This is a genomic window from Cyanobium usitatum str. Tous (assembly GCF_963920485.1).
GTDB lineage: Bacteria > Cyanobacteriota > Cyanobacteriia > PCC-6307 > Cyanobiaceae > Cyanobium_A > Cyanobium_A usitatum_A.
This window is the reverse complement of the sequence record NZ_OY986431.1, coordinates 1,447,806-1,464,108: the sequence shown is the minus strand read 5'-3', so window position 1 is coordinate 1,464,108 and position 16,303 is coordinate 1,447,806. Positions and strand designations below refer to the sequence as shown.

The following is a 16,303-nucleotide window of genomic DNA, read 5'->3' as shown; positions in this document are numbered from 1 at the left end:
GGGCCATGTCAAAGCTTCTACCCCGGCTGAGCCTCACCACCGCTTTGGTGGCCCTGTTTCTGCCCTTGGTTTGCGCTACTGGTTTGCTGGTGAGTGCTCTTGGGGTGCGCCGCACCGAGCAGGTTCTCTCCAGCGCCAGCGAACAGACGCTGCGGGCGATGGTGGGGCAGCTTCGGGCCCAGATCAGAGGGGCCATCGACCCGTCCAAGGCCGTGCTCGAGCTAGAGCGAATCGAAGATCTGGCCGACGGGCTCAACTTCGAACAACGGTTGGACCTGCTGCCCAGCTTTGCCAAGGCCCTGGCCGAAACTCCCGCCAATTCCGCCTACATGGTGGCGGATCGGGGTGGGCATCTATTTCTGGTGGCCCGGGCTAAAGAGCCCAAAGGGGGTCTGGTGGTGCAGGGCATTGATCCGGGCAAGCGAATGGGGCGCCGAATCGTCTTTGACGCAACCCTGCGGCAGCTGAGCTCCGAGCCCTTCTCCCCGCCACCGGGCTTCGACCTCAAGGAACGCCCCTGGGTGCGTCTTGCCCTGGCCAGCAAGGGACCCGTCATGGCCCCGCTGCACCGATTTGTCTTCGGGGGGGAGGTTGGTGTCACCTTGTCCCTGGCAACGGCTGACGGTGGCGCCGTTGGGGTTGCCTTTCCGCTTACCAACATTGGCGAGTTGTTGAGCAACTACCGCATCACTCCTGGCACCCAGCTGGCGATCGTTACCCCTCAGGGCTTGGTGGTGGCCACCCCAGCCATGGAGGGCATGGGCAATTTCTACCAAGAAGCCGCGGGGGGGACTGCAGCGATCCCAACCCTGACCCAGTTGGGCATACCAGCCCTGGCTGCCCTCGCGCCCCAGCTGAAGCAGGCGCTGCTCAAACCAAAGCCCATGGACCGTTCCCTCGGATTCAGCCACTTCGATGCGGCTGGACAGGGCTGGCGTGGTGCGGTGGTTGCCCTGCCCTCGCCACTAAAGGGCGGCAACACCTTTTTACTGATGGCTATGCCCGAAAGGGAGCTGCTTGCCGATGCGCGGCGCTTGGCTAAGGAGGGCGGTGTGGCGACCATGCTGGTGCTGCTGCTCACCGTGCCGGCGGTGCTGCTGCTCTCGCGCCGCCTCTCAACCAGCCTGCGGCGCCTGGCCCGCCAGGCCCAGGCGATCCGGGCTTTCCAGCTCGAAGGCGAGCCGGGTGGCCGCTCCCGCATCGTCGAGGTGGATGAGCTGGCCCTCACCTTCGATGCCATGCGTGGCACGATCCGCCGCTTCCTCGATATCTCCTCCCTGCTGGCGGCAGAAGATGACGTAGATCGGCTGCTGGAAAGGCTTCTAGAGGAATCGCTGCAGGCCAGCGATGCCCGCGGCGCCAGCTTGGTGATGCCTCCTGATCGGCGCCTTGAGCGCGGCGAGCTGGTTGGCGCCACGGCGGCGGGTGCTGGGGAGCAGTTGCACCTGCCCCTGCTCAGCAGGCGCGGCGAGCCCTTGGGCGAGCTGGTGCTGCACTTTGAGACCCCCCCAGAACCAGCCCGGGTGGCCTTCTGCCAGGCCCTATCTGGCAATGCGGCGGTGGCCCTGGAGACCCGCAGCCTGATCGCCGCCCAGAAGGCCCTGTTTGAGGCCTTTATTCAGCTGCTCGCTGATGCGATTGACGCAAAGAGCCATTACACCGGCGGCCACTGCGCCCGGGTGCCTGAGCTGGCCCAGCTGCTGGCCACCGCTGCTTGTGAAGCCCGCAGCGGCCCCTACGCCAGCTTCCAGCTCTCGGAAACCGACTGGGAGGCCCTGCACCTGGCCTCCTGGCTGCACGACTGCGGCAAAGTGACCACCCCCGAATACGTGGTCGACAAGGCCACCAAGCTGGAAACCATCTACGACCGCATCCACGAGGTGCGGATGCGCTTCGAGCTGCTTAAGAGCGCCGCTGAAACCGACGCCTGGCGAGCCATCGCTGCCGGTGCTGATCGGCAGGCCCTGCAGGCTGAGCTGGAGCGCATCTGGGCCGAGCTCGATGCCGAATTTGCCTTTGTGGCGGAGTGCAACCTGGGCGGCGAATTCATGGCTCCCGAGCGGATCGAGCGTCTCCAAGCCATCGCCAGCCGCCAGTGGCGCCGCACCCTCGACGACCGCGCTGGCGTTAGCGCCGAAGAGTTGCGCCGCCGCCAGCGGGAGCCCCAGCAGCCCCTGCCGGTGGGCGAGCCCCTGCTGGCTGACCGGCTCCACCACCGCATCGAGCGCCTGCCCCAGCAGCAGCTGCCGGCAGATAACCCCTGGGGCATCACCATGGCCGAGCCCGAGTTGCTCTACAACCGTGGCGAGCTGCACAACCTGGCGATCAGTCGCGGCACCCTCAGTGGCGAGGAGCGCTACAAGATCAACGAGCACATCATCCAGACGATTCGGATGCTGGCCTCCCTGCCCTTTCCTGCCCACCTGGCGGCAGTGCCAGAAATCGCTGGCGGCCACCACGAAACCACCGACGGCCGGGGCTACCCCCGCGGACTTACCGCTGATCAGATGAGTCCCCTGGCCCGGATGATGGCGATCGCCGATGTGTTCGAAGCCCTCACCGCAGCCGACCGGCCCTACAAGAGCGGCAAGTCCTTGTCGGTGGCCCTGGCGATCCTGGTGACCATGGCCGGCGAGCGCCACCTCGATATCGAGCTGCTGGAGCTGTTTCTTGAAGCTGGTGTTTGGCGCAGCTACGCCGAGCGCTTCCTGGCAGCCGAGCAGTGTGATGCGGTGGATCTCGAGTCCCTGCTCGCCAGGCTGCGCGCCCCTGCGCGCGCCGCATAGGCTCGCTGCCAGCGCTTCACGATCACCATGGCTCCTGCACCCGATCCGGCCTCTGGGGCACCCATCCCCGTGGTGGTGGCCGGTGCCCTGGGCCGCATGGGCGCCGAGGTGGTGCGGGCCGTGCTTGCGGCTCCTGATTGCACCCTGGTGGCCGCCATCGACACCACCCCCGACAAAGAGGGTGCTGATCTGGGCTTGGAGCTCGGCCTAGGCGAATTGGAGCTGGCGATCACCAGCGACTTCGAAGGGGCCCTATGCCAAGCCAGCCAGGCGGCACGGCAGGGCGGGGCAGCGGTGCTGGTGGATTTCACCCACCCCTCGGTGGTCTACGAGCACACCCGCGCCGCGATCGCCTACGGCGTGCACCCGGTGATCGGCACCACGGGCCTCTCACCCGGGCAGTTGGCTGATCTGGCCGGCTTCGCCGAGAAGGCGGGTGTGGGCGGTGCCGTGATCCCCAATTTTTCAGTTGGCATGGTGCTGCTGCAGCAGGCCGCCGCCGCCGCCGCCCGCTTCTACGACTTCGCCGAGCTCACCGAATTGCACCACAACCGCAAGGCCGATGCCCCCAGCGGCACCTGCATCAAAACCGCCGAGTTGATCGAGGAGCTGGGTAAATCCTTCAACCCCCAGCAGGTGCAAGAGCACGAAACCCTGGCGGGCTGCCGCGGCGGCCAGCGCGACAGCGGGCTGCGCCTGCACTCGATTCGCTTGCCGGGGCTGGTGGCCCACCAAGAGGTGATGTTTGGTGCTCCCGGCGAGACCTACACCCTGCGCCACGACACGATCGAGCGCTCCGCCTACATGCCCGGCGTGCTGCTCACCGTGCGCAAGGTGCGCCAGCTGGCTGGCCTGGTGTACGGCTTGGAGCGGCTGATCTGATGCTGCTTCCCCTGCGCCCCGGCGAGCTGCTGCGCCTGATCCCAGCGGTGGCCACCGGCCCCCAGTTCAACGCCTGCACCGGCAATCCCCGCAAGGTGCTGCAGCGGGTGCTGATCTCGGTGATCGGCGCGGTGATTGCCCTGTTAATCAGCCAAACCCTGCTGTTCTCCAGCCAGTTCGGCCCGGTATTCCTGGTGGTGGGCTTTGTGTTTGCCCTCTACCTGCTCTGGGGACCGATCCTCGAGGCGGGCCAGAAAAATTCCACCCTGCGCCGCTATCCGGCTGCAGCCATGTTTGAAGGCCAGATCGCCGATCTCTACACCCGCGAAATCGTGGAGGAGCGCCGCGAACAGGCCAACAACGACGGCCGCCTGGAGCTGGTGGAAAACCGCCGCACCTGGCTCACCCTCGAGCTTGAGGACGAGGAGGGCTATCTCGGCAAGGTGCGCTTCCCCTTTGAAAAAAAGCACCAGCAGATTCGTGCCGGCATGGTTGTGCGGGTGTTGGTGCTGAGCGAGCGCAAGGATTTTTCTCAGGTAGGCGCGATCAGCGACGCCTGGCTGCCCCAGCTCAAGCTTTGGGTTGGCGAATACCCCTTCCTGCTGCGACCGGCCTTTGAGGAGCTCTGCCTGAAGCGGTTCCGCTGAGCCAGGCAGAGCATTTACCTGGAGCTGCAGTAACAAGCTGCAATATTGCGTTACACTTCTCGCAAGTTCACGTCAGGCATCCATGACTCAGACCACCCCTTCGATCGAAGCTGCCACTATTCGCGGCGCCACCGTTACCACCGAAGACGGCGGCCGTCTCAATGCCTTCGCCACCGAGCCCCGCATGGAAGTTGTGTCAACTGAAAGCGGCTGGGGCTTCCACGAGCGCGCCGAAAAACTCAATGGTCGTATGGCCATGCTCGGCTTCATCGCCCTGCTTGCGACTGAATTCGCCCTGGGTGGTGAGTCCTTCACCCGCGGCCTGCTTGGCATCGGCTGATCTTCCGGCTCTCGCCCCGGCCTGAGCCTTTGCTACACCAATTGCCGCAGCTCTATGGCTGCGGCTTTTTTGTGCCCGATCCCCGGGCTGATCCGCCATCGCCATGGTCGAGTCCAAACCGGTTCTGAGGGCCTTGGTGAATGGGGCGGGCCCCACCGGTGCCCTAACGGCCCTTGCCCTGGCGGACGCTGGCTGGCAAGTGCAGATCAGCGATCCCCTGCCCGCTGCCGTGCTGCTCGAGCGCAGCCGCGCCTACGCCTTCACCCATTCCAGCCAGCGCCTGCTGGAGCAGTTGGGGCTGTGGCCAGCTGTGCAGGCGGTGCTGGTGCCCTTCCGCTCCCTGCAGCTACTTGATCTGGCCACCCAGCGCCAGGTGCCTTTCTGCTTGGCGGATCTGGGCTCGCGGCGGGCGGCGGCATCAGGGGCGGCTGTGGGCTGGGTGGGCCAGCACCGGCCGCTGATGACCCTGCTGCTGGAGCGCCTGAGCGCCCATCCCGCCATCACCTTGGAGTTGGGCACTCCGCCGCCTTTGACTCCAGGTGATCGGCCGCCGCACGACCTGATCGTGGCGGCCGACGGGCCCCACTCCCCCAGTCGCGAGGCCCTCGGCATCGGCGTTTTCCAGTTTGCGTACCGCCAAAACTGCCTCACCACCTTGGTGCAACTTCGCGGCAGCGCCGACGACCAGGCCTGGGAGCTGCTGCGGCCCGAGGGACCCTTTGCGGTGTTGCCCCTAGGCGATGGCTTATTCCAGCTGGTTTGGAGTGCCCCAGCCCAGCGCTGCCGCCAGCTTGAAAGCCTCGGCGATTCAGCCTTCCTTGATGCCCTGGCCGGTGCCCTGCCAGACCAGTTGCAGCCCGATGCCCTGCTCGACGATCCGCGCGCCTTCCCGGTGGCCCTGCTGCTGGCCCGGCGCCTGCACCGCGGCCAAACGGTGCTGGTGGGGGAGAGCGGTCACCGCTGCCATCCAGTGGGCGGCCAGGGGCTAAACCTCTGCTGGCGCGATGTGGCCACCCTGCATCGCCTGGCCCGGCGGGTAGCGACCGGGCGGCTGGCTGTGAACCGCTTACCGGCGGCCTATGCAAGGCGCCGGTGGCCGGATTTGCTGCTCACCCTGCTGGCTACCGATCTGCTGGTGCGGTTTTTCTCGAATCGCTCGCCCCTGCTGCTGCCCCTGCGCCACCTGACCCTGCTGCTGCTGGCCAAGCTTGCTCCCCTGCGCAAACTCAGCCTGTCCGCCATGACCGATGGCCCTTGCCAGCTGCTTAGGCGCTGATCAGCATGGGCTATCCGGGGCCGCCAGCATGGTGATCAGCACCAGTTCCCAGCCGCCACCTTCCGCGGCGCTGCTGCGTCTGCTGCGCCATCAATTTGGCCTCAGTGAGAGCGCCCTGGCCCTGGGATTGCGCCAGGCCCAGCAGGAGCAGGCCCCCCTGCCGGTGGTGCTCTGGCGCTTCGGGCTGATCAGCCTGGAGCAGTTCGATGCCCTGCTGAGTTGGCAGGCTCAGGAGTAGATGATCAGCGATTCCACGGGCTGATCTTCAGGCAGCTTGCGGCGACCTTCTAGGGCCGCCAGTTCGGCCACGAAGCCGAAGCCGCACAGCTCACCACCGGCTGCAGCCACCAGCTCGGCGCAGGCCGCCGCGGTGCCGCCGGTGGCCAGCAGATCGTCAATGATCAGCACCTTGGAGCCATCGGCCAGGGCATCGCTGTGGATTTCCAGCCGGTCGCTGCCGTATTCGAGGGCGTAATCCACTCCCGTCACTTCCCCGGGCAGCTTGCCGGGCTTGCGCACTGGCACAAAACCCAATCGCACGGCGGTGGCAAGGGCTGTGCCCACGATGAAGCCCCGCGCCTCAATGCCCACGATCAGGTCTGGCTGCAGCCGCTCGCACACTGCGCTCAGCTGACGGATCACCTCCTGCCAGCCGTCCGGGTCGCGCATCAGCGGCGTCAGGTCGCGAAACAGGATGCCGGGCTTGGGAAAATCAGGCACATCGCGCACGAATTCCCGCAGGTCTGGGGCCATGAACGTGACGGTTGGGTGCACTTACTGGCATCATCGCAGCCATGCCCCTGGATTCATTCGCTCCTGAATCGGCCCCCCGGCTTCCCCGCCGCGGCCTCGAACGCCTCGACCTGCTGTTGCTCAGCGCCGAGGCCCTCGACCTCAACGGCGGTGAGGCAATGGTGTGGATGAGCGAGCAGATGGGCTTCACCACCCTCTTCCCCAACCGGGTGGAACTGTGGAAACGCCGCTGCACCAACCCCCTGCGCCGCAACACTCGCCGCGAGGGTCTTGAGCCAGCTGAAACCGACGCCCTGATCCGCATTCTTTGCGCCTTGGCAGACCGCCTCTATCCCCTGGTGCGCGGCCTGCTCTCCAGCGCCGAGCCACCGGAAGTGCTCAGCGAGCGCTGGAACCTATTCCGCACTCGCTTAGCCGATCTGGTGCGCCAGCGCATGAACCTCCGCCGGGGTGGCGTGCAACTGTTGCTCGATCCCGAGGCGGGTGCCCGCCAGTCGCGGCTGCTGATCCAGGCCCTGGCCCTGGGCGCTGGTGTGGGCGGTTTTGAACGGCTGCGCGCCAGCCTGCTGGATGCCCAGCCATGACCCAGCCCCTGAACCTGCCATGAAGCAAGTACTGCAGTTCGATCAACTCAGCTGCCGCCTCAAGGTGGAGGGTCTTCCGGATGTGTCGGTCGGCCAGAGCGGCCAGAACCTCGGCATCATCACGGGCTGGAGTTTGGCCTGGGCCGGTCGCCCCGAGCTTGAGGGCCGCAAGGAGCACCTGCTAGCCCTGATCCAGGTGGTGCTGCCCTACGCCCGCTACCTGATCAGTGGTGTGCCGCGTCGCTTTGGCGCCGACCCCGAGCCCGTGGAGATAGGTCCGGGGCCCGAGGGCGGCCATGGCCTGCTGCTGCGCAGTAGCCAGCCGGATACGCCCCCCCTGCAGCTCAATCTCGACGATGCCGAGCTGGCCGATCTGGTGCGGGTGCTGGATCAATTGCGCCTCGATTCTCGGCTGCAGTTGCCCTTGGAGCTACCGGAGCCCATGCCCCTCAAGGGCCGGGAGCTGCTGGAGCGCCGCCCCCTTGCCCAGCGCCTTGCAGCGCCAGTGGCAGGGCTGCTAGCTGTGGCCGTGGCCTCTGGGCTAGGGCTGCTGCTACCAGAACCCAAGCCCGGGCCTGAGCCTGTCCAGCGTCCAGCTGCCGCCCAGCCCAAATAGCAGCTATTGACGTAGCCCGCTAGCTGGCCACACTTGGGTATCGCTGAGCGAGTATGAATTGGGTCCATGGCGGCGCTGACCTGGTCGGAATTGCGAATACGGGTAGCTCGGCTTGGAGCCTGCCTCGATGTGGTTGTGCGCAGTGATCCGGAGGTTTGCGGGCTCAGCGGTGACGACTTCCGCCTCTCCCTCCATCACGGCGGCCAGGGGGATTGCACCGTGGCAGATCTCTCCTTGATCGACTGCCCCAACGAGTTGGTGCTGATGGAATTCGAGCGCTGGATGCGCGGTGCTGGTTACGTCCTCGAGGTATGACCTCCCCCCGTCGCCGCGCCCTGCAATTGCCCGCCACCGGCGCATCGACACGACGGGTATTTCGCCGCCGCCACCGCCCGGCCCGCTGGCGTCAGGCCGCTATCGCCCTGCTGCTCGGCGGTGCTGGCGTTGGGCTGATGCTGGCCTTGCTGCAGTTGCCGGAGCGCTTTGACACCTTTTTGGTGCTGAGCACCGCCTTAGCAAATCTGATCGGCGGGGTGCAGCAGGCGCTTTGGGGACTGGTGCAATTGCTGGCGGTGGTGCTGCTGGTGCTGGCTGCCATTGCGGCCATTGGCTTAGTGGTTGCGGGGATCATCCGCCTGGTGCGAGCTCTATGGCCCCAGCCCAGCCGCCGCAACTAGTTCTGGAGACTCTCAGCAATGGGAAAACACAAAAAAACCGATAAAGCCAGCAACTCGAGCCAGCCCCAGCCACCCAATTTTGGGCCCCTCAGCGATCGCTACTACCCATCGCCGTTGCTGGAGGATCTGGCCAGCAATGGGGGCCGGCTAGATCGCAAGGTTTACGAGAAGGAGCTCACCCGGCTGCAGGTGGAGCTGGTAAAAATGCAGTACTGGCTGAAGGCCTCGGGCTTTCGGCTGATCGTGCTGTTTGAGGGCAGGGATGCGGCCGGTAAGGGCGGCACGATTAAACGAATTACCGAACCGCTCAACCCCCGCGGCTGCCGGGTGGTGGCCTTGGGCACCCCCTCTGATCAACAGAAAACCCAGTGGTATTTCCAGCGCTACGTAGAACACTTCCCTTCAGCAGGGGAGATCGTCGTATTTGATCGCAGCTGGTACAACAGGGCTGGGGTGGAATCGGTAATGGGCTTCTGCAGTGCAGATCAGGTGGAGGAGTTTCTGCAGAGCTGCCCGGAGTTTGAGCGAATGGTGGTGCGCTCTGGAATCGTGCTGCTCAAGTACTGGTTTTCAGTGAGCGATGCGGAGCAGGAAAGCCGCTTCCAGGCCCGTATCGACGATCCCACCCGCCGCTGGAAGCTCAGTCCGATGGACCTGGAGGCCCGCAACAAGTGGGAGAGCTTTTCAGCCGCTAAAGATCTGATGTTTGCCCACACCAACATCCCCGAAGCGCCCTGGTTCACCGTTGAGGCAGACGACAAACGCCGCGCCCGCCTCAATTGCATTCACCACCTGCTCAGCAAGATCCCCTACGAAGACATGACACCACCAGCGATCAAGCTGCCGCCCCGCAAGCCACCCAAGGGCACCGCTCGTCCGCCCCGCAATGAGCAGTTCTTCGTGCCCAACCAATATCCCTAGCCGTGTAGGCGCGCAAACCAGAGGCCAGCCAGCTGGTAGGAGCTCCACAGGAACGCCAATAGAAACAACCAGTTCAGCCAGGGGGGACGCTGGGGACTCTCTGGGGCCATGAACAGCCGGGCTGGGTTGGTAGCTCCCAGATTCGCACCACAGGTATTTGTAAGCCATAAAAAAGCAGGGATTGCTCCCTGCCTGATCACCACTCCCTTCGTGGCGCTCAGGGGCAGCCTAGAAAAGATGGGATCAAGGGGGCTAAACCCATATCTTTTGAACCGCATCACGCAACGTGACGTTCTGGGCCGGCGAATCAGCCTGGAGCATCAGCCTACGTAATATGCCGCAACTTCACTGATCAGATCTGGCCTGGAGATGGGGAACCCAATCAGTCGTGAACTGTTTTTGGCTAGGGCCCGATCCCGTTTTGGCGATCAATACGACTACGCAGCCATCCTTTACAGGAGCTACAAAAGTCCAATCAAGATTCGCTGCAATTGCCATCCAGTCAAAGAGATTTTAATAACCCCTGAGAAGCACCTCCAAACCACCGGCGGCTGCAAATACTGTCTAAGGGAGAAGCGAATAGCAAACCTCGAAAGGGAGCTGAACCGCGCCAGCGCGGAGCCTGCTGTAGTCATTCGCCCATACAGCCACCTTCAGGACTGATGTCATTGGAACGGAGAGGGCGGGATTCGAACCCGCGGAAGCTTTCACTTCGCTGGTTTTCAAGACCACAGGCTAAGTCTGTTACTGCAAGGATTTTTGAGCCTAGTTGGAAACTCTGAGCCTAGGCTGAGCCTGCTTTTCCTGGGCTGCTGGAATTTGCTTGACAACACCGGAAGAGGCCTTTAAGTTTTTTACAAGAGGTCCAACCTCACCAAAAAGGGCGATGTAGCGGTTCCAACCGTGTCATCGGAGAACACCGATCCCCCTTTTTGATGAGTGACCCCTACCGACTTTGACTCCCACCCTCAGAAGGATCTTCCCCTTCTAATCGCTGAAGTTCAGCAGCTTGCCGCTGATGTACGCCAGCTGATCGCATTGACGCCCTGTCGGACTAAGACTTGGCTTCAGCCCAGGGAACTCGCCCCGATGCTTGGCGTTAGTACCAGGACGCTGGGTGCATGGCGCACCGGCGGCCGTTTTCGAAGCCAAAGCATCCGCAAGGGTGCAAAGGGCTGGCAATACCACAGCGAATTTGCCCTGCAGGATGCACAAGCTCTGCGGCATGAGGTGGGCTGATGGTGTTCCCAAGCAATCAGGGCTTAGAAGCAACCACCGAGCATGACCGCATCTTGGAGATTGCGAAGGCAGCCGCCGCTATCGCAGCACTCGAGTGCGCAGAAGACCCGTACGAGTTTGCCCAAATCCAACGGTCGATCCTCACGGCAATGCAGCAGACCTTCCCGGAGATCTTCGACTTCGATGCCACGGAGTTGTGCTGATGGCCAGCAAATTGGTACATAAAATGGATTCAGCCTGCCTCAATTACTGTTACACAGTAGAGAAATAGTAAGGACTCAATATTGGTTTTTGCCTGCAAATTCAATTTTTACGTTTAGACTATGTGCGACGCTGCCAGTTTTGCTGTTGCGATGACCCTGCGTGAATTTGCCCAGATGGAATACCGAGGAGCGCCGTTAAACACGATGCTTCACGCCAGATTTCCGAAGACACTTGCTGTCTTCTTGAAGTCTGCGGCCATGGTCGAAGGCGTTACCGAGTCGACATTGATTCGGTTCGCCTGCGAGGAGTGGGCAAGCGCGCAGGGTTATTCGCGTTCAGGAATCTGAAAACAGGAAAGCCGCCTGTGCAAAGGCGGCTTTCCAAAGGCGGCGGGACCAACCCAACGATCCTTAGACCCATGAATTTTAACCTGTCAACAGCTTCAGAAGCCAGGGAACAGATCCTGGCGCGCGCACTTTCGCTACATGGGATCGACAAGCTCGACCCGATCCTTCCCGAGGTCGATCTCCAGAGCGTTCAGGACCAGTTCATGGAAGAAGGAGATGACTGCACAAGGACTTGGGACGATTGGCGACATCTCATCGAGGCACATGTCTGTGAGTCGTGGGAAGAGGACCCAGATGAGACCAAGAGAGAGTGGGAGGCGGCTGATTTCAGGGCTCGTAAATTAAGCCTGATGGCCCTGCCGCTGGATATCCGGAAGGGTGCCCACAAGCTGATCTTTGGAGTTATCACCGATAAACCCACCTTCTTTGCCATTGATGTCATGGCGACGGCGCTCTTCGATGGTCCTGACTACTGGGGACGCGGTCGCACTTGGCTATGTGGTCTCTATGCAACAGCGCAGGCTGATCATGAGCGCCGGTTGAAGCTGCAGGCAGACGTCGACCACCTCCTCGCTGCGCTGGAGGTTTGAGTGCCACAAACAATCGAAGAAATGCTCTTGGCGCGCGTTGCAACGAAGCGCCAGGAGCGGGAAGTGATCGACGTGGAGCAGGCCGAGCGCATGCTCGACATCCTGGGATTGCCGCGTGATGAACCGGTAATTCTGTGCCGGTGGTGGAAGGACGGCGACAGGCTCAACATGCGCCACTACCCGCGGAAGAACGCAGGGGACGGGTACGACTGGGCGACCCTGCAGGTCGACCGGTTCTATGAGGCTGTTGCCGCTGAATTTCGGGCTGGAGTCGACAGCTTTGGCTTTGTGCCTGAGCGAGGAGGAACTGCCTACGACAAACGCAAAGAGATCACCGAAGTCCGATTTCTGAAATACGAGATCGACGATGCGGGGATGAGCCTTGAGGCGCAGTTCGAGACGTGGCGTCGAGCAGGGCTGCCACCACCGACGTTGGTTCTGTTCACCGGCGGTAAGTCGCTGCACTTTTGGTGGCGGCTGAAGACACCGCTGCCATTGGATGAAGGGATCGTGGCGTTGAAGCGGTTACAGGAGGCAATTCGGCAGGCCACGCCGGGCGTCAAGCTCGATTCAAAGATGGAGAGCCCTGCGCAGCCGATGCGGTTAGCGGGTGGTATCCATCCCGGTACACGGCTGAGGAGCACCATCTACGCCGCCGATGGTCGTTGGTACGAAGCGTCAGAGATCCTGAGCCTGTGCCCCGAAATTACGGTCAAAGCTAAGGCCGCCAAAGACGATGGTGGCCTGTTTAGGGCAGAAGAAGGGGAGCCAGCGAAACCCGGTGAGTACCCAGGGCCGGACGAACTGACGCTGCCGGTACCTCTACGCCTTGGGCTCAGCCGTGCGACGTACGACCAAATCCATCGCGGAGATAAAGAGGGGGTACGCGCAAAATCGGCCTATGACATCGCGCGGTCCCTTCAGGAATCCAAGGGGATGATCGAGTCGCTTGGATACCGGGTAGACCAAGACCCAATCGAACTGTTCGAGGTCTATTGCCGCAACAGCGACTGGTGTGGCTACGAAGGGTTCGACGTCTGTCTAGAGCGCCACTTCGCAGGGCCGGATCAGGTAGGTATCGGACAACTCAGTCAGTCGGCCCTGCGGCGAGCAATCGCAAAGTGGGCTGAAGACGAGGGACACTGGCGCTGGCGACCGAATTGGGGTGGTCGGAGAAGGGCAGGAGACGACTCCTCCGGTATTGCCCAAAACGACTTTTGTTGGCAACGACCCTCATCGCCTAGCTGGCGGTATGAGACGTTCAAGCGCTACGTCCGTTTGGTTGTGCGCTGTGAGCGGAACACACTTCGCCGGAACATATTCCTGAGGGATGCTCTTAAAAGGATTGACCTGAGGGGGCTGATCCAGCCAGCGGAAGTTGCCTCGCTGGTGATGGAGGCCCAAGACGTCCGCGCCGGAAACAGCTATCGGGCGTTGTCGGATATCGAGCGCAAGGCGATGGCAAAACCGAAGGTGGAGTGGGTCATTGCAGGTGCCATACCCAAGCGCGATCTGACCGCAGCTGTTGGTCGACCAAAGGTAGGGAAGACGCGCAAGGCCATTGCGGCAGCGAAGTCGGTGCTCACGGGATGCGACTTCATGGGCTTCAAGCCTGTCGATACGGCGGAGACAGTGGTCATCCTCATCACTGACGACCAATCGGCTGGTGACACTGCGGACATGCTTGAAGCCGCAGGGCTGTATGAACACCCCCGGTTGTTGTGGTCGCAGCGGTTCCGGTTGACCGAAGAGCAACTAGATCAGCTTCTGAGCGACATCAAGAACAACCCCGGGGCGTTGGTTGTCGTTGACTCGCTGCGATCAATTACGCGCAGCTCAGGCGCCAAAGAGAACGATGCCGAGATGGGAATGCTGGTTTACGACCTAAAACAAAGCGTGATTGATGCCGGAGGCAGCTTGCTGCTTGTTCATCACGGCAATAAAGAGGACAAGGCAGTGGGGATGGAGGCCATGAGCGGGCACAACTCGATCGCTGGCGCCTGCAACACGATCTTGTCCAGCCATTACCTGGAAGATGAACGGGGGTTTGCGTGCAAGGACTCACCACTGAGACGAGTTGTTCGTGAAGCACGCTCAGGTCAAGGAGCTGATCTGGTGGTCGAAATCAAGACTGACGGCAGTTTTGAACGCATCGACAGCTTTGATGGATTCGCCAGGGGGAAGCTCGCTGCTGATCTTCAAGAACAGGAGCTAGCGGCCCTGCGGAAGCCGCCGAAGCCGGTAGTGGCATTGGTGCTGGCGCTTGTCCAGTTATTTGAAGAGGACAAGCCGCATCTGCCGACACTTGAGGTCATGAGGCACGCAGGGCTGGTTCGTCAGGCCGTTAACTTGAAGGCTGATCTCAACAGAGGCGAACAAGCCGCCTACACGACCTGCAATGAGTGGATCAACAAGTTGATCAAGTTTGAGATGCTCGAACTACGGCCTGACGAATCCGGCTTGCCGGGAGCGGCAAGAAGACGGCTCTACAAACTGAACCAGAAGGGGCGGGATTACGCGCACACAATCAACTGCGGGGTGTCGTAACCCGGCATCTTTGATTTCTTTCGAACTTCACTGCAGCGCAGGGGGTCTCATGACAATCGAACGCTTTGCCTTTGGCCATCAATGACTGGATGCTTTCGGCCCTGCGAGGCTTAGAAGCCTTAGAAAGGCAAAGACAATCCTTTTCGAGGCGATGAGATCCGCTGGCATGACTGATAGAAAGCAAAGATAGTAAAGAAAAGACCTTTTTACTCTCCTATAAAAACCCAGCAGGGCCTAACAGCTCTAAAAAATCTACTCTTCAAAAATCTGTCATCCTGAGGGGAAATCCCTCCCAGCTTCCAATGGACAACTCCCGAGAACTAGCCAGCTTGCTCCGCAGGGCTAATCGCGTCGCGATCCTTCAGGCGCCGCCGGCGCTGTCGATGGTGATGCTGCAACCCGGCGACGAACTGCCACCGCCATCCCCATGGTGCCTGACGTTGGCGGTCGAACCAAGAAGGGTGATCACCAGCTCTGCTTTAGAGGTGGCGGATTAGGTCCGCATTCTTCTAGAACTGGCTCAAGCCACTTGCCAAAAAGAACAATCTCCTCAAGATTATCAGCAATAAAAGAGAGCCTGTAATCATCACAGCCATCCAGATAGTCTTCTATAAAAGAAGAGCGAGTTCTCCTCGCATTATCGAGAGGCACCTTTTGAATTAGTTGAACTAGCTGACTAGACCCGCCAAGCGCTTGGATCTTTTCGGATAGGAGTCGACAACGTGTCTCGTGCTTTTCAGCCTCCTCCCAGGAGTTCCATTCGCTTCCATCTTCTGCTCGAAAAATAGAAACCGGCATCTGCAGGGAAGCGGAGGGCCCTATTACTAGGATCAATTAGGCAAATGCCTCTGCTGCTGCTTCACGAGCAGATTGCGATATTTCTAAATATCGTTGAAGGGTCGATAGCGACTGGTGTCCAGACAGCGCCCTAAGCGCCGCCAACGGCACTCCGGCCTCACTAGCGCTTGACAGTGCAGATCGCCTAAAACTGTGACTTGAGACGCCATCCAGGCCCGATTCAAGGGCGGCTCTTTCAAGTGCGTCCATAAAGGCTCGCGAACTCATTGGCTCTCCGGCAAAACGGCCTGGAAACACAAAGTCACTCGGCTTCTGCTCACGGCCATACAAAGCGGCCCATTCACGCCGCCAGGAAGTCAAAACCTCCTGGAGCCTGACCGTCGTCGGCACGGATCGCGAGGCAAGCTTGCCTTTGCAGATGGTCTTGGGGAAGGTGATTCCAGCACTGGTGATCGAAGCCCAAGTGAGCTGTCGACCTTCACTGATTCGACATGCTGTCCGGCGACACACTTCCGCCAGAACTTGATGGTGCTTGCCCTGCAGGGCTGAAATCAGCGTGTCTAGTTGATTCGAGTCGAGAACCGCAGACTGACCGTACCGATTTGTCTTCATTGGCGATAACCAAGACAATTGAGAACCCAGTAGCAGCAAGCCACCGCGTCTTATTGCCATTTTACGCGGTCATCGTGTAACAGTACAACCGTGAGCCATTAGCTGTATCAACACTATCGCTGATAATTTGACTGCTTTTCATAAGCTTTACTGTCATAGGTTAGCCCCAAGGGGGGCAGGGTTCGGTTTTTGGCTTATCCGTTGCAGGGACCAGGGAACCTATGCAAGCACCACCAATATCGTCAATTAGAGTTATGATTTCGGCAACGGTAGTAGGGCCTTGGATTACGCGAACCTATCCGTGAGCGAGTGGGCCCAACTCAGCAGGGTAAATCGGGTTGCAACCACCTTATTTGGCAATAACCAGCGTGTTTCAGATGAATGGGCGCGCATGGCTTGGTTGAAGTGGCAATACGAGGGAATAGAGCCCGAAGATCTTGCTTGCCGCAGGGCACCAGGACTAGCAAAACGTCTTGGCCGTGCG

At 61.2% G+C, this 16,303-nt stretch carries 18 protein-coding genes; 15 read left to right on the top strand and 3 right to left on the bottom strand.

Annotation, left to right across the window (positions count from 1 at the left end):
* Positions 1 to 5: 5 nt before the first annotated feature.
* From U9970_RS07985 to U9970_RS07960, 6 genes are all read left to right on the top strand, one after another.
* Complete coding sequence (locus U9970_RS07985) at positions 6 to 2,786, top strand: HD domain-containing phosphohydrolase (RefSeq protein ID WP_322763784.1); 2,781 nt, start codon at positions 6 to 8, stop codon at positions 2,784 to 2,786.
* A gap of 27 nt (positions 2,787 to 2,813) precedes the next feature.
* Complete coding sequence (gene dapB / locus U9970_RS07980; RefSeq protein WP_322763783.1) at positions 2,814 to 3,668, top strand: 4-hydroxy-tetrahydrodipicolinate reductase; 855 nt, start codon at positions 2,814 to 2,816, stop codon at positions 3,666 to 3,668.
* Positions 3,668 to 4,315: a hypothetical protein gene (locus U9970_RS07975; RefSeq protein WP_322763782.1), complete on the top strand. Its 648-nt coding sequence runs from the start codon at positions 3,668 to 3,670 to the stop codon at positions 4,313 to 4,315. The genes dapB and U9970_RS07975 overlap by 1 nt, the downstream gene beginning before the upstream one ends.
* A gap of 82 nt (positions 4,316 to 4,397) precedes the next feature.
* Positions 4,398 to 4,655: a high light inducible protein gene (locus tag U9970_RS07970; protein WP_094559328.1), complete on the top strand. Its 258-nt coding sequence runs from the start codon at positions 4,398 to 4,400 to the stop codon at positions 4,653 to 4,655.
* A 103-nt stretch (positions 4,656 to 4,758) separates the two neighbouring features.
* Complete coding sequence (locus U9970_RS07965) at positions 4,759 to 5,931, top strand: FAD-dependent monooxygenase (protein ID WP_322763781.1); 1,173 nt, start codon at positions 4,759 to 4,761, stop codon at positions 5,929 to 5,931.
* 28 nt (positions 5,932 to 5,959) lie between these two features.
* Positions 5,960 to 6,169 (top strand): DUF2949 domain-containing protein, encoded by a 210-nt coding sequence (locus U9970_RS07960; RefSeq protein WP_254936162.1) that lies wholly within the window; start codon positions 5,960 to 5,962, stop codon positions 6,167 to 6,169.
* Here the strand turns inward: U9970_RS07960 and U9970_RS07955 are convergent.
* Positions 6,160 to 6,684, bottom strand: coding sequence for an adenine phosphoribosyltransferase (locus tag U9970_RS07955; protein WP_322763780.1), 525 nt, complete (start codon positions 6,682 to 6,684; stop codon positions 6,160 to 6,162). The two genes, U9970_RS07960 and U9970_RS07955, sit on opposite strands and share 10 nt — an antisense overlap.
* A 41-nt stretch (positions 6,685 to 6,725) precedes the next feature.
* On the opposite strand from U9970_RS07955, the gene U9970_RS07950 reads away from it, so the two are divergent.
* From U9970_RS07950 to U9970_RS07910, 9 genes are all read left to right on the top strand, one after another.
* Entirely contained in the window at positions 6,726 to 7,268 is a 543-nt protein-coding gene (locus U9970_RS07950) for a DUF3038 domain-containing protein (RefSeq protein ID WP_322763779.1), read from the top strand.
* A 19-nt stretch (positions 7,269 to 7,287) separates the two neighbouring features.
* On the top strand, positions 7,288 to 7,884 hold the full coding sequence (locus U9970_RS07945) for a DUF4335 domain-containing protein (RefSeq protein ID WP_322763778.1): 597 nt from the start codon (positions 7,288 to 7,290) through the stop codon (positions 7,882 to 7,884).
* Positions 7,885 to 7,950: 66 nt separating this feature from the next.
* The gene (locus tag U9970_RS07940; RefSeq protein ID WP_322763777.1) at positions 7,951 to 8,199 is read left to right on the top strand and encodes a hypothetical protein; all 249 of its coding nucleotides are present in this window, start codon (positions 7,951 to 7,953) and stop codon (positions 8,197 to 8,199) included.
* Positions 8,196 to 8,561 carry a hypothetical protein gene (locus U9970_RS07935; protein WP_322763776.1) on the top strand — a complete coding sequence of 122 codons (366 nt, stop codon included), beginning with the start codon at positions 8,196 to 8,198 and terminating at the stop codon, positions 8,559 to 8,561. Before U9970_RS07940 ends, U9970_RS07935 begins: the two co-directional genes overlap by 4 nt.
* A gap of 18 nt (positions 8,562 to 8,579) precedes the next feature.
* Positions 8,580 to 9,482, top strand: coding sequence for a polyphosphate kinase 2 (gene ppk2 / locus U9970_RS07930; RefSeq protein WP_322763775.1), 903 nt, complete (start codon positions 8,580 to 8,582; stop codon positions 9,480 to 9,482).
* A 1,238-nt stretch (positions 9,483 to 10,720) separates the two neighbouring features.
* Complete coding sequence (locus U9970_RS07925; protein WP_322763774.1) at positions 10,721 to 10,924, top strand: hypothetical protein; 204 nt, start codon at positions 10,721 to 10,723, stop codon at positions 10,922 to 10,924.
* A 150-nt stretch (positions 10,925 to 11,074) separates the two neighbouring features.
* Positions 11,075 to 11,272: a hypothetical protein gene (locus tag U9970_RS07920; protein ID WP_322763773.1), complete on the top strand. Its 198-nt coding sequence runs from the start codon at positions 11,075 to 11,077 to the stop codon at positions 11,270 to 11,272.
* Positions 11,273 to 11,343: 71 nt separating this feature from the next.
* The gene (locus U9970_RS07915) at positions 11,344 to 11,862 is read left to right on the top strand and encodes a hypothetical protein (protein ID WP_322763772.1); all 519 of its coding nucleotides are present in this window, start codon (positions 11,344 to 11,346) and stop codon (positions 11,860 to 11,862) included.
* A complete protein-coding gene (locus tag U9970_RS07910; RefSeq protein ID WP_322763771.1) occupies positions 11,863 to 14,409 on the top strand; it encodes an AAA family ATPase in 2,547 nt (848 codons plus the stop codon). It begins immediately after the preceding gene.
* Positions 14,410 to 14,874: 465 nt separating this feature from the next.
* Here the strand turns inward: U9970_RS07910 and U9970_RS07905 are convergent, their stop codons facing one another.
* Positions 14,875 to 15,207, bottom strand: coding sequence for a hypothetical protein (locus U9970_RS07905; RefSeq protein ID WP_322763770.1), 333 nt, complete (start codon positions 15,205 to 15,207; stop codon positions 14,875 to 14,877).
* Between the two features lie 36 nt (positions 15,208 to 15,243).
* A complete protein-coding gene (locus U9970_RS07900; RefSeq protein WP_322766069.1) occupies positions 15,244 to 15,819 on the bottom strand; it encodes a tyrosine-type recombinase/integrase in 576 nt (191 codons plus the stop codon).
* Positions 15,820 to 16,303: the final 484 nt, after the last annotated feature.

What these genes read in the sequence shown, in the direction of transcription:
- U9970_RS07975 (WP_322763782.1), top strand. Translation starts at nt 3,668, where the DNA reads ATGCTGCTTCCCCTGCGCCCCGGCGAGCTGCTGCGCCTGATCCCAGCG.
- U9970_RS07915 (WP_322763772.1), top strand. Translation starts at nt 11,344, where the DNA reads ATGAATTTTAACCTGTCAACAGCTTCAGAAGCCAGGGAACAGATCCTG.
- U9970_RS07960 (WP_254936162.1), top strand. Translation starts at nt 5,960, where the DNA reads ATGGTGATCAGCACCAGTTCCCAGCCGCCACCTTCCGCGGCGCTGCTG.
- U9970_RS07900 (WP_322766069.1), bottom strand. Translation starts at nt 15,819, where the DNA reads ATGAAGACAAATCGGTACGGTCAGTCTGCGGTTCTCGACTCGAATCAA.
- U9970_RS07905 (WP_322763770.1), bottom strand. Translation starts at nt 15,207, where the DNA reads ATGCCGGTTTCTATTTTTCGAGCAGAAGATGGAAGCGAATGGAACTCC.
- U9970_RS07920 (WP_322763773.1), top strand. Translation starts at nt 11,075, where the DNA reads ATGACCCTGCGTGAATTTGCCCAGATGGAATACCGAGGAGCGCCGTTA.
- U9970_RS07940 (WP_322763777.1), top strand. Translation starts at nt 7,951, where the DNA reads ATGGCGGCGCTGACCTGGTCGGAATTGCGAATACGGGTAGCTCGGCTT.
- U9970_RS07950 (WP_322763779.1), top strand. Translation starts at nt 6,726, where the DNA reads ATGCCCCTGGATTCATTCGCTCCTGAATCGGCCCCCCGGCTTCCCCGC.
- U9970_RS07935 (WP_322763776.1), top strand. Translation starts at nt 8,196, where the DNA reads ATGACCTCCCCCCGTCGCCGCGCCCTGCAATTGCCCGCCACCGGCGCA.
- U9970_RS07970 (WP_094559328.1), top strand. Translation starts at nt 4,398, where the DNA reads ATGACTCAGACCACCCCTTCGATCGAAGCTGCCACTATTCGCGGCGCC.
- U9970_RS07925 (WP_322763774.1), top strand. Translation starts at nt 10,721, where the DNA reads ATGGTGTTCCCAAGCAATCAGGGCTTAGAAGCAACCACCGAGCATGAC.
- U9970_RS07965 (WP_322763781.1), top strand. Translation starts at nt 4,759, where the DNA reads ATGGTCGAGTCCAAACCGGTTCTGAGGGCCTTGGTGAATGGGGCGGGC.
- U9970_RS07945 (WP_322763778.1), top strand. Translation starts at nt 7,288, where the DNA reads ATGAAGCAAGTACTGCAGTTCGATCAACTCAGCTGCCGCCTCAAGGTG.
- ppk2 (WP_322763775.1), top strand. Translation starts at nt 8,580, where the DNA reads ATGGGAAAACACAAAAAAACCGATAAAGCCAGCAACTCGAGCCAGCCC.
- U9970_RS07985 (WP_322763784.1), top strand. Translation starts at nt 6, where the DNA reads ATGTCAAAGCTTCTACCCCGGCTGAGCCTCACCACCGCTTTGGTGGCC.
- dapB (WP_322763783.1), top strand. Translation starts at nt 2,814, where the DNA reads ATGGCTCCTGCACCCGATCCGGCCTCTGGGGCACCCATCCCCGTGGTG.
- U9970_RS07955 (WP_322763780.1), bottom strand. Translation starts at nt 6,684, where the DNA reads ATGGCCCCAGACCTGCGGGAATTCGTGCGCGATGTGCCTGATTTTCCC.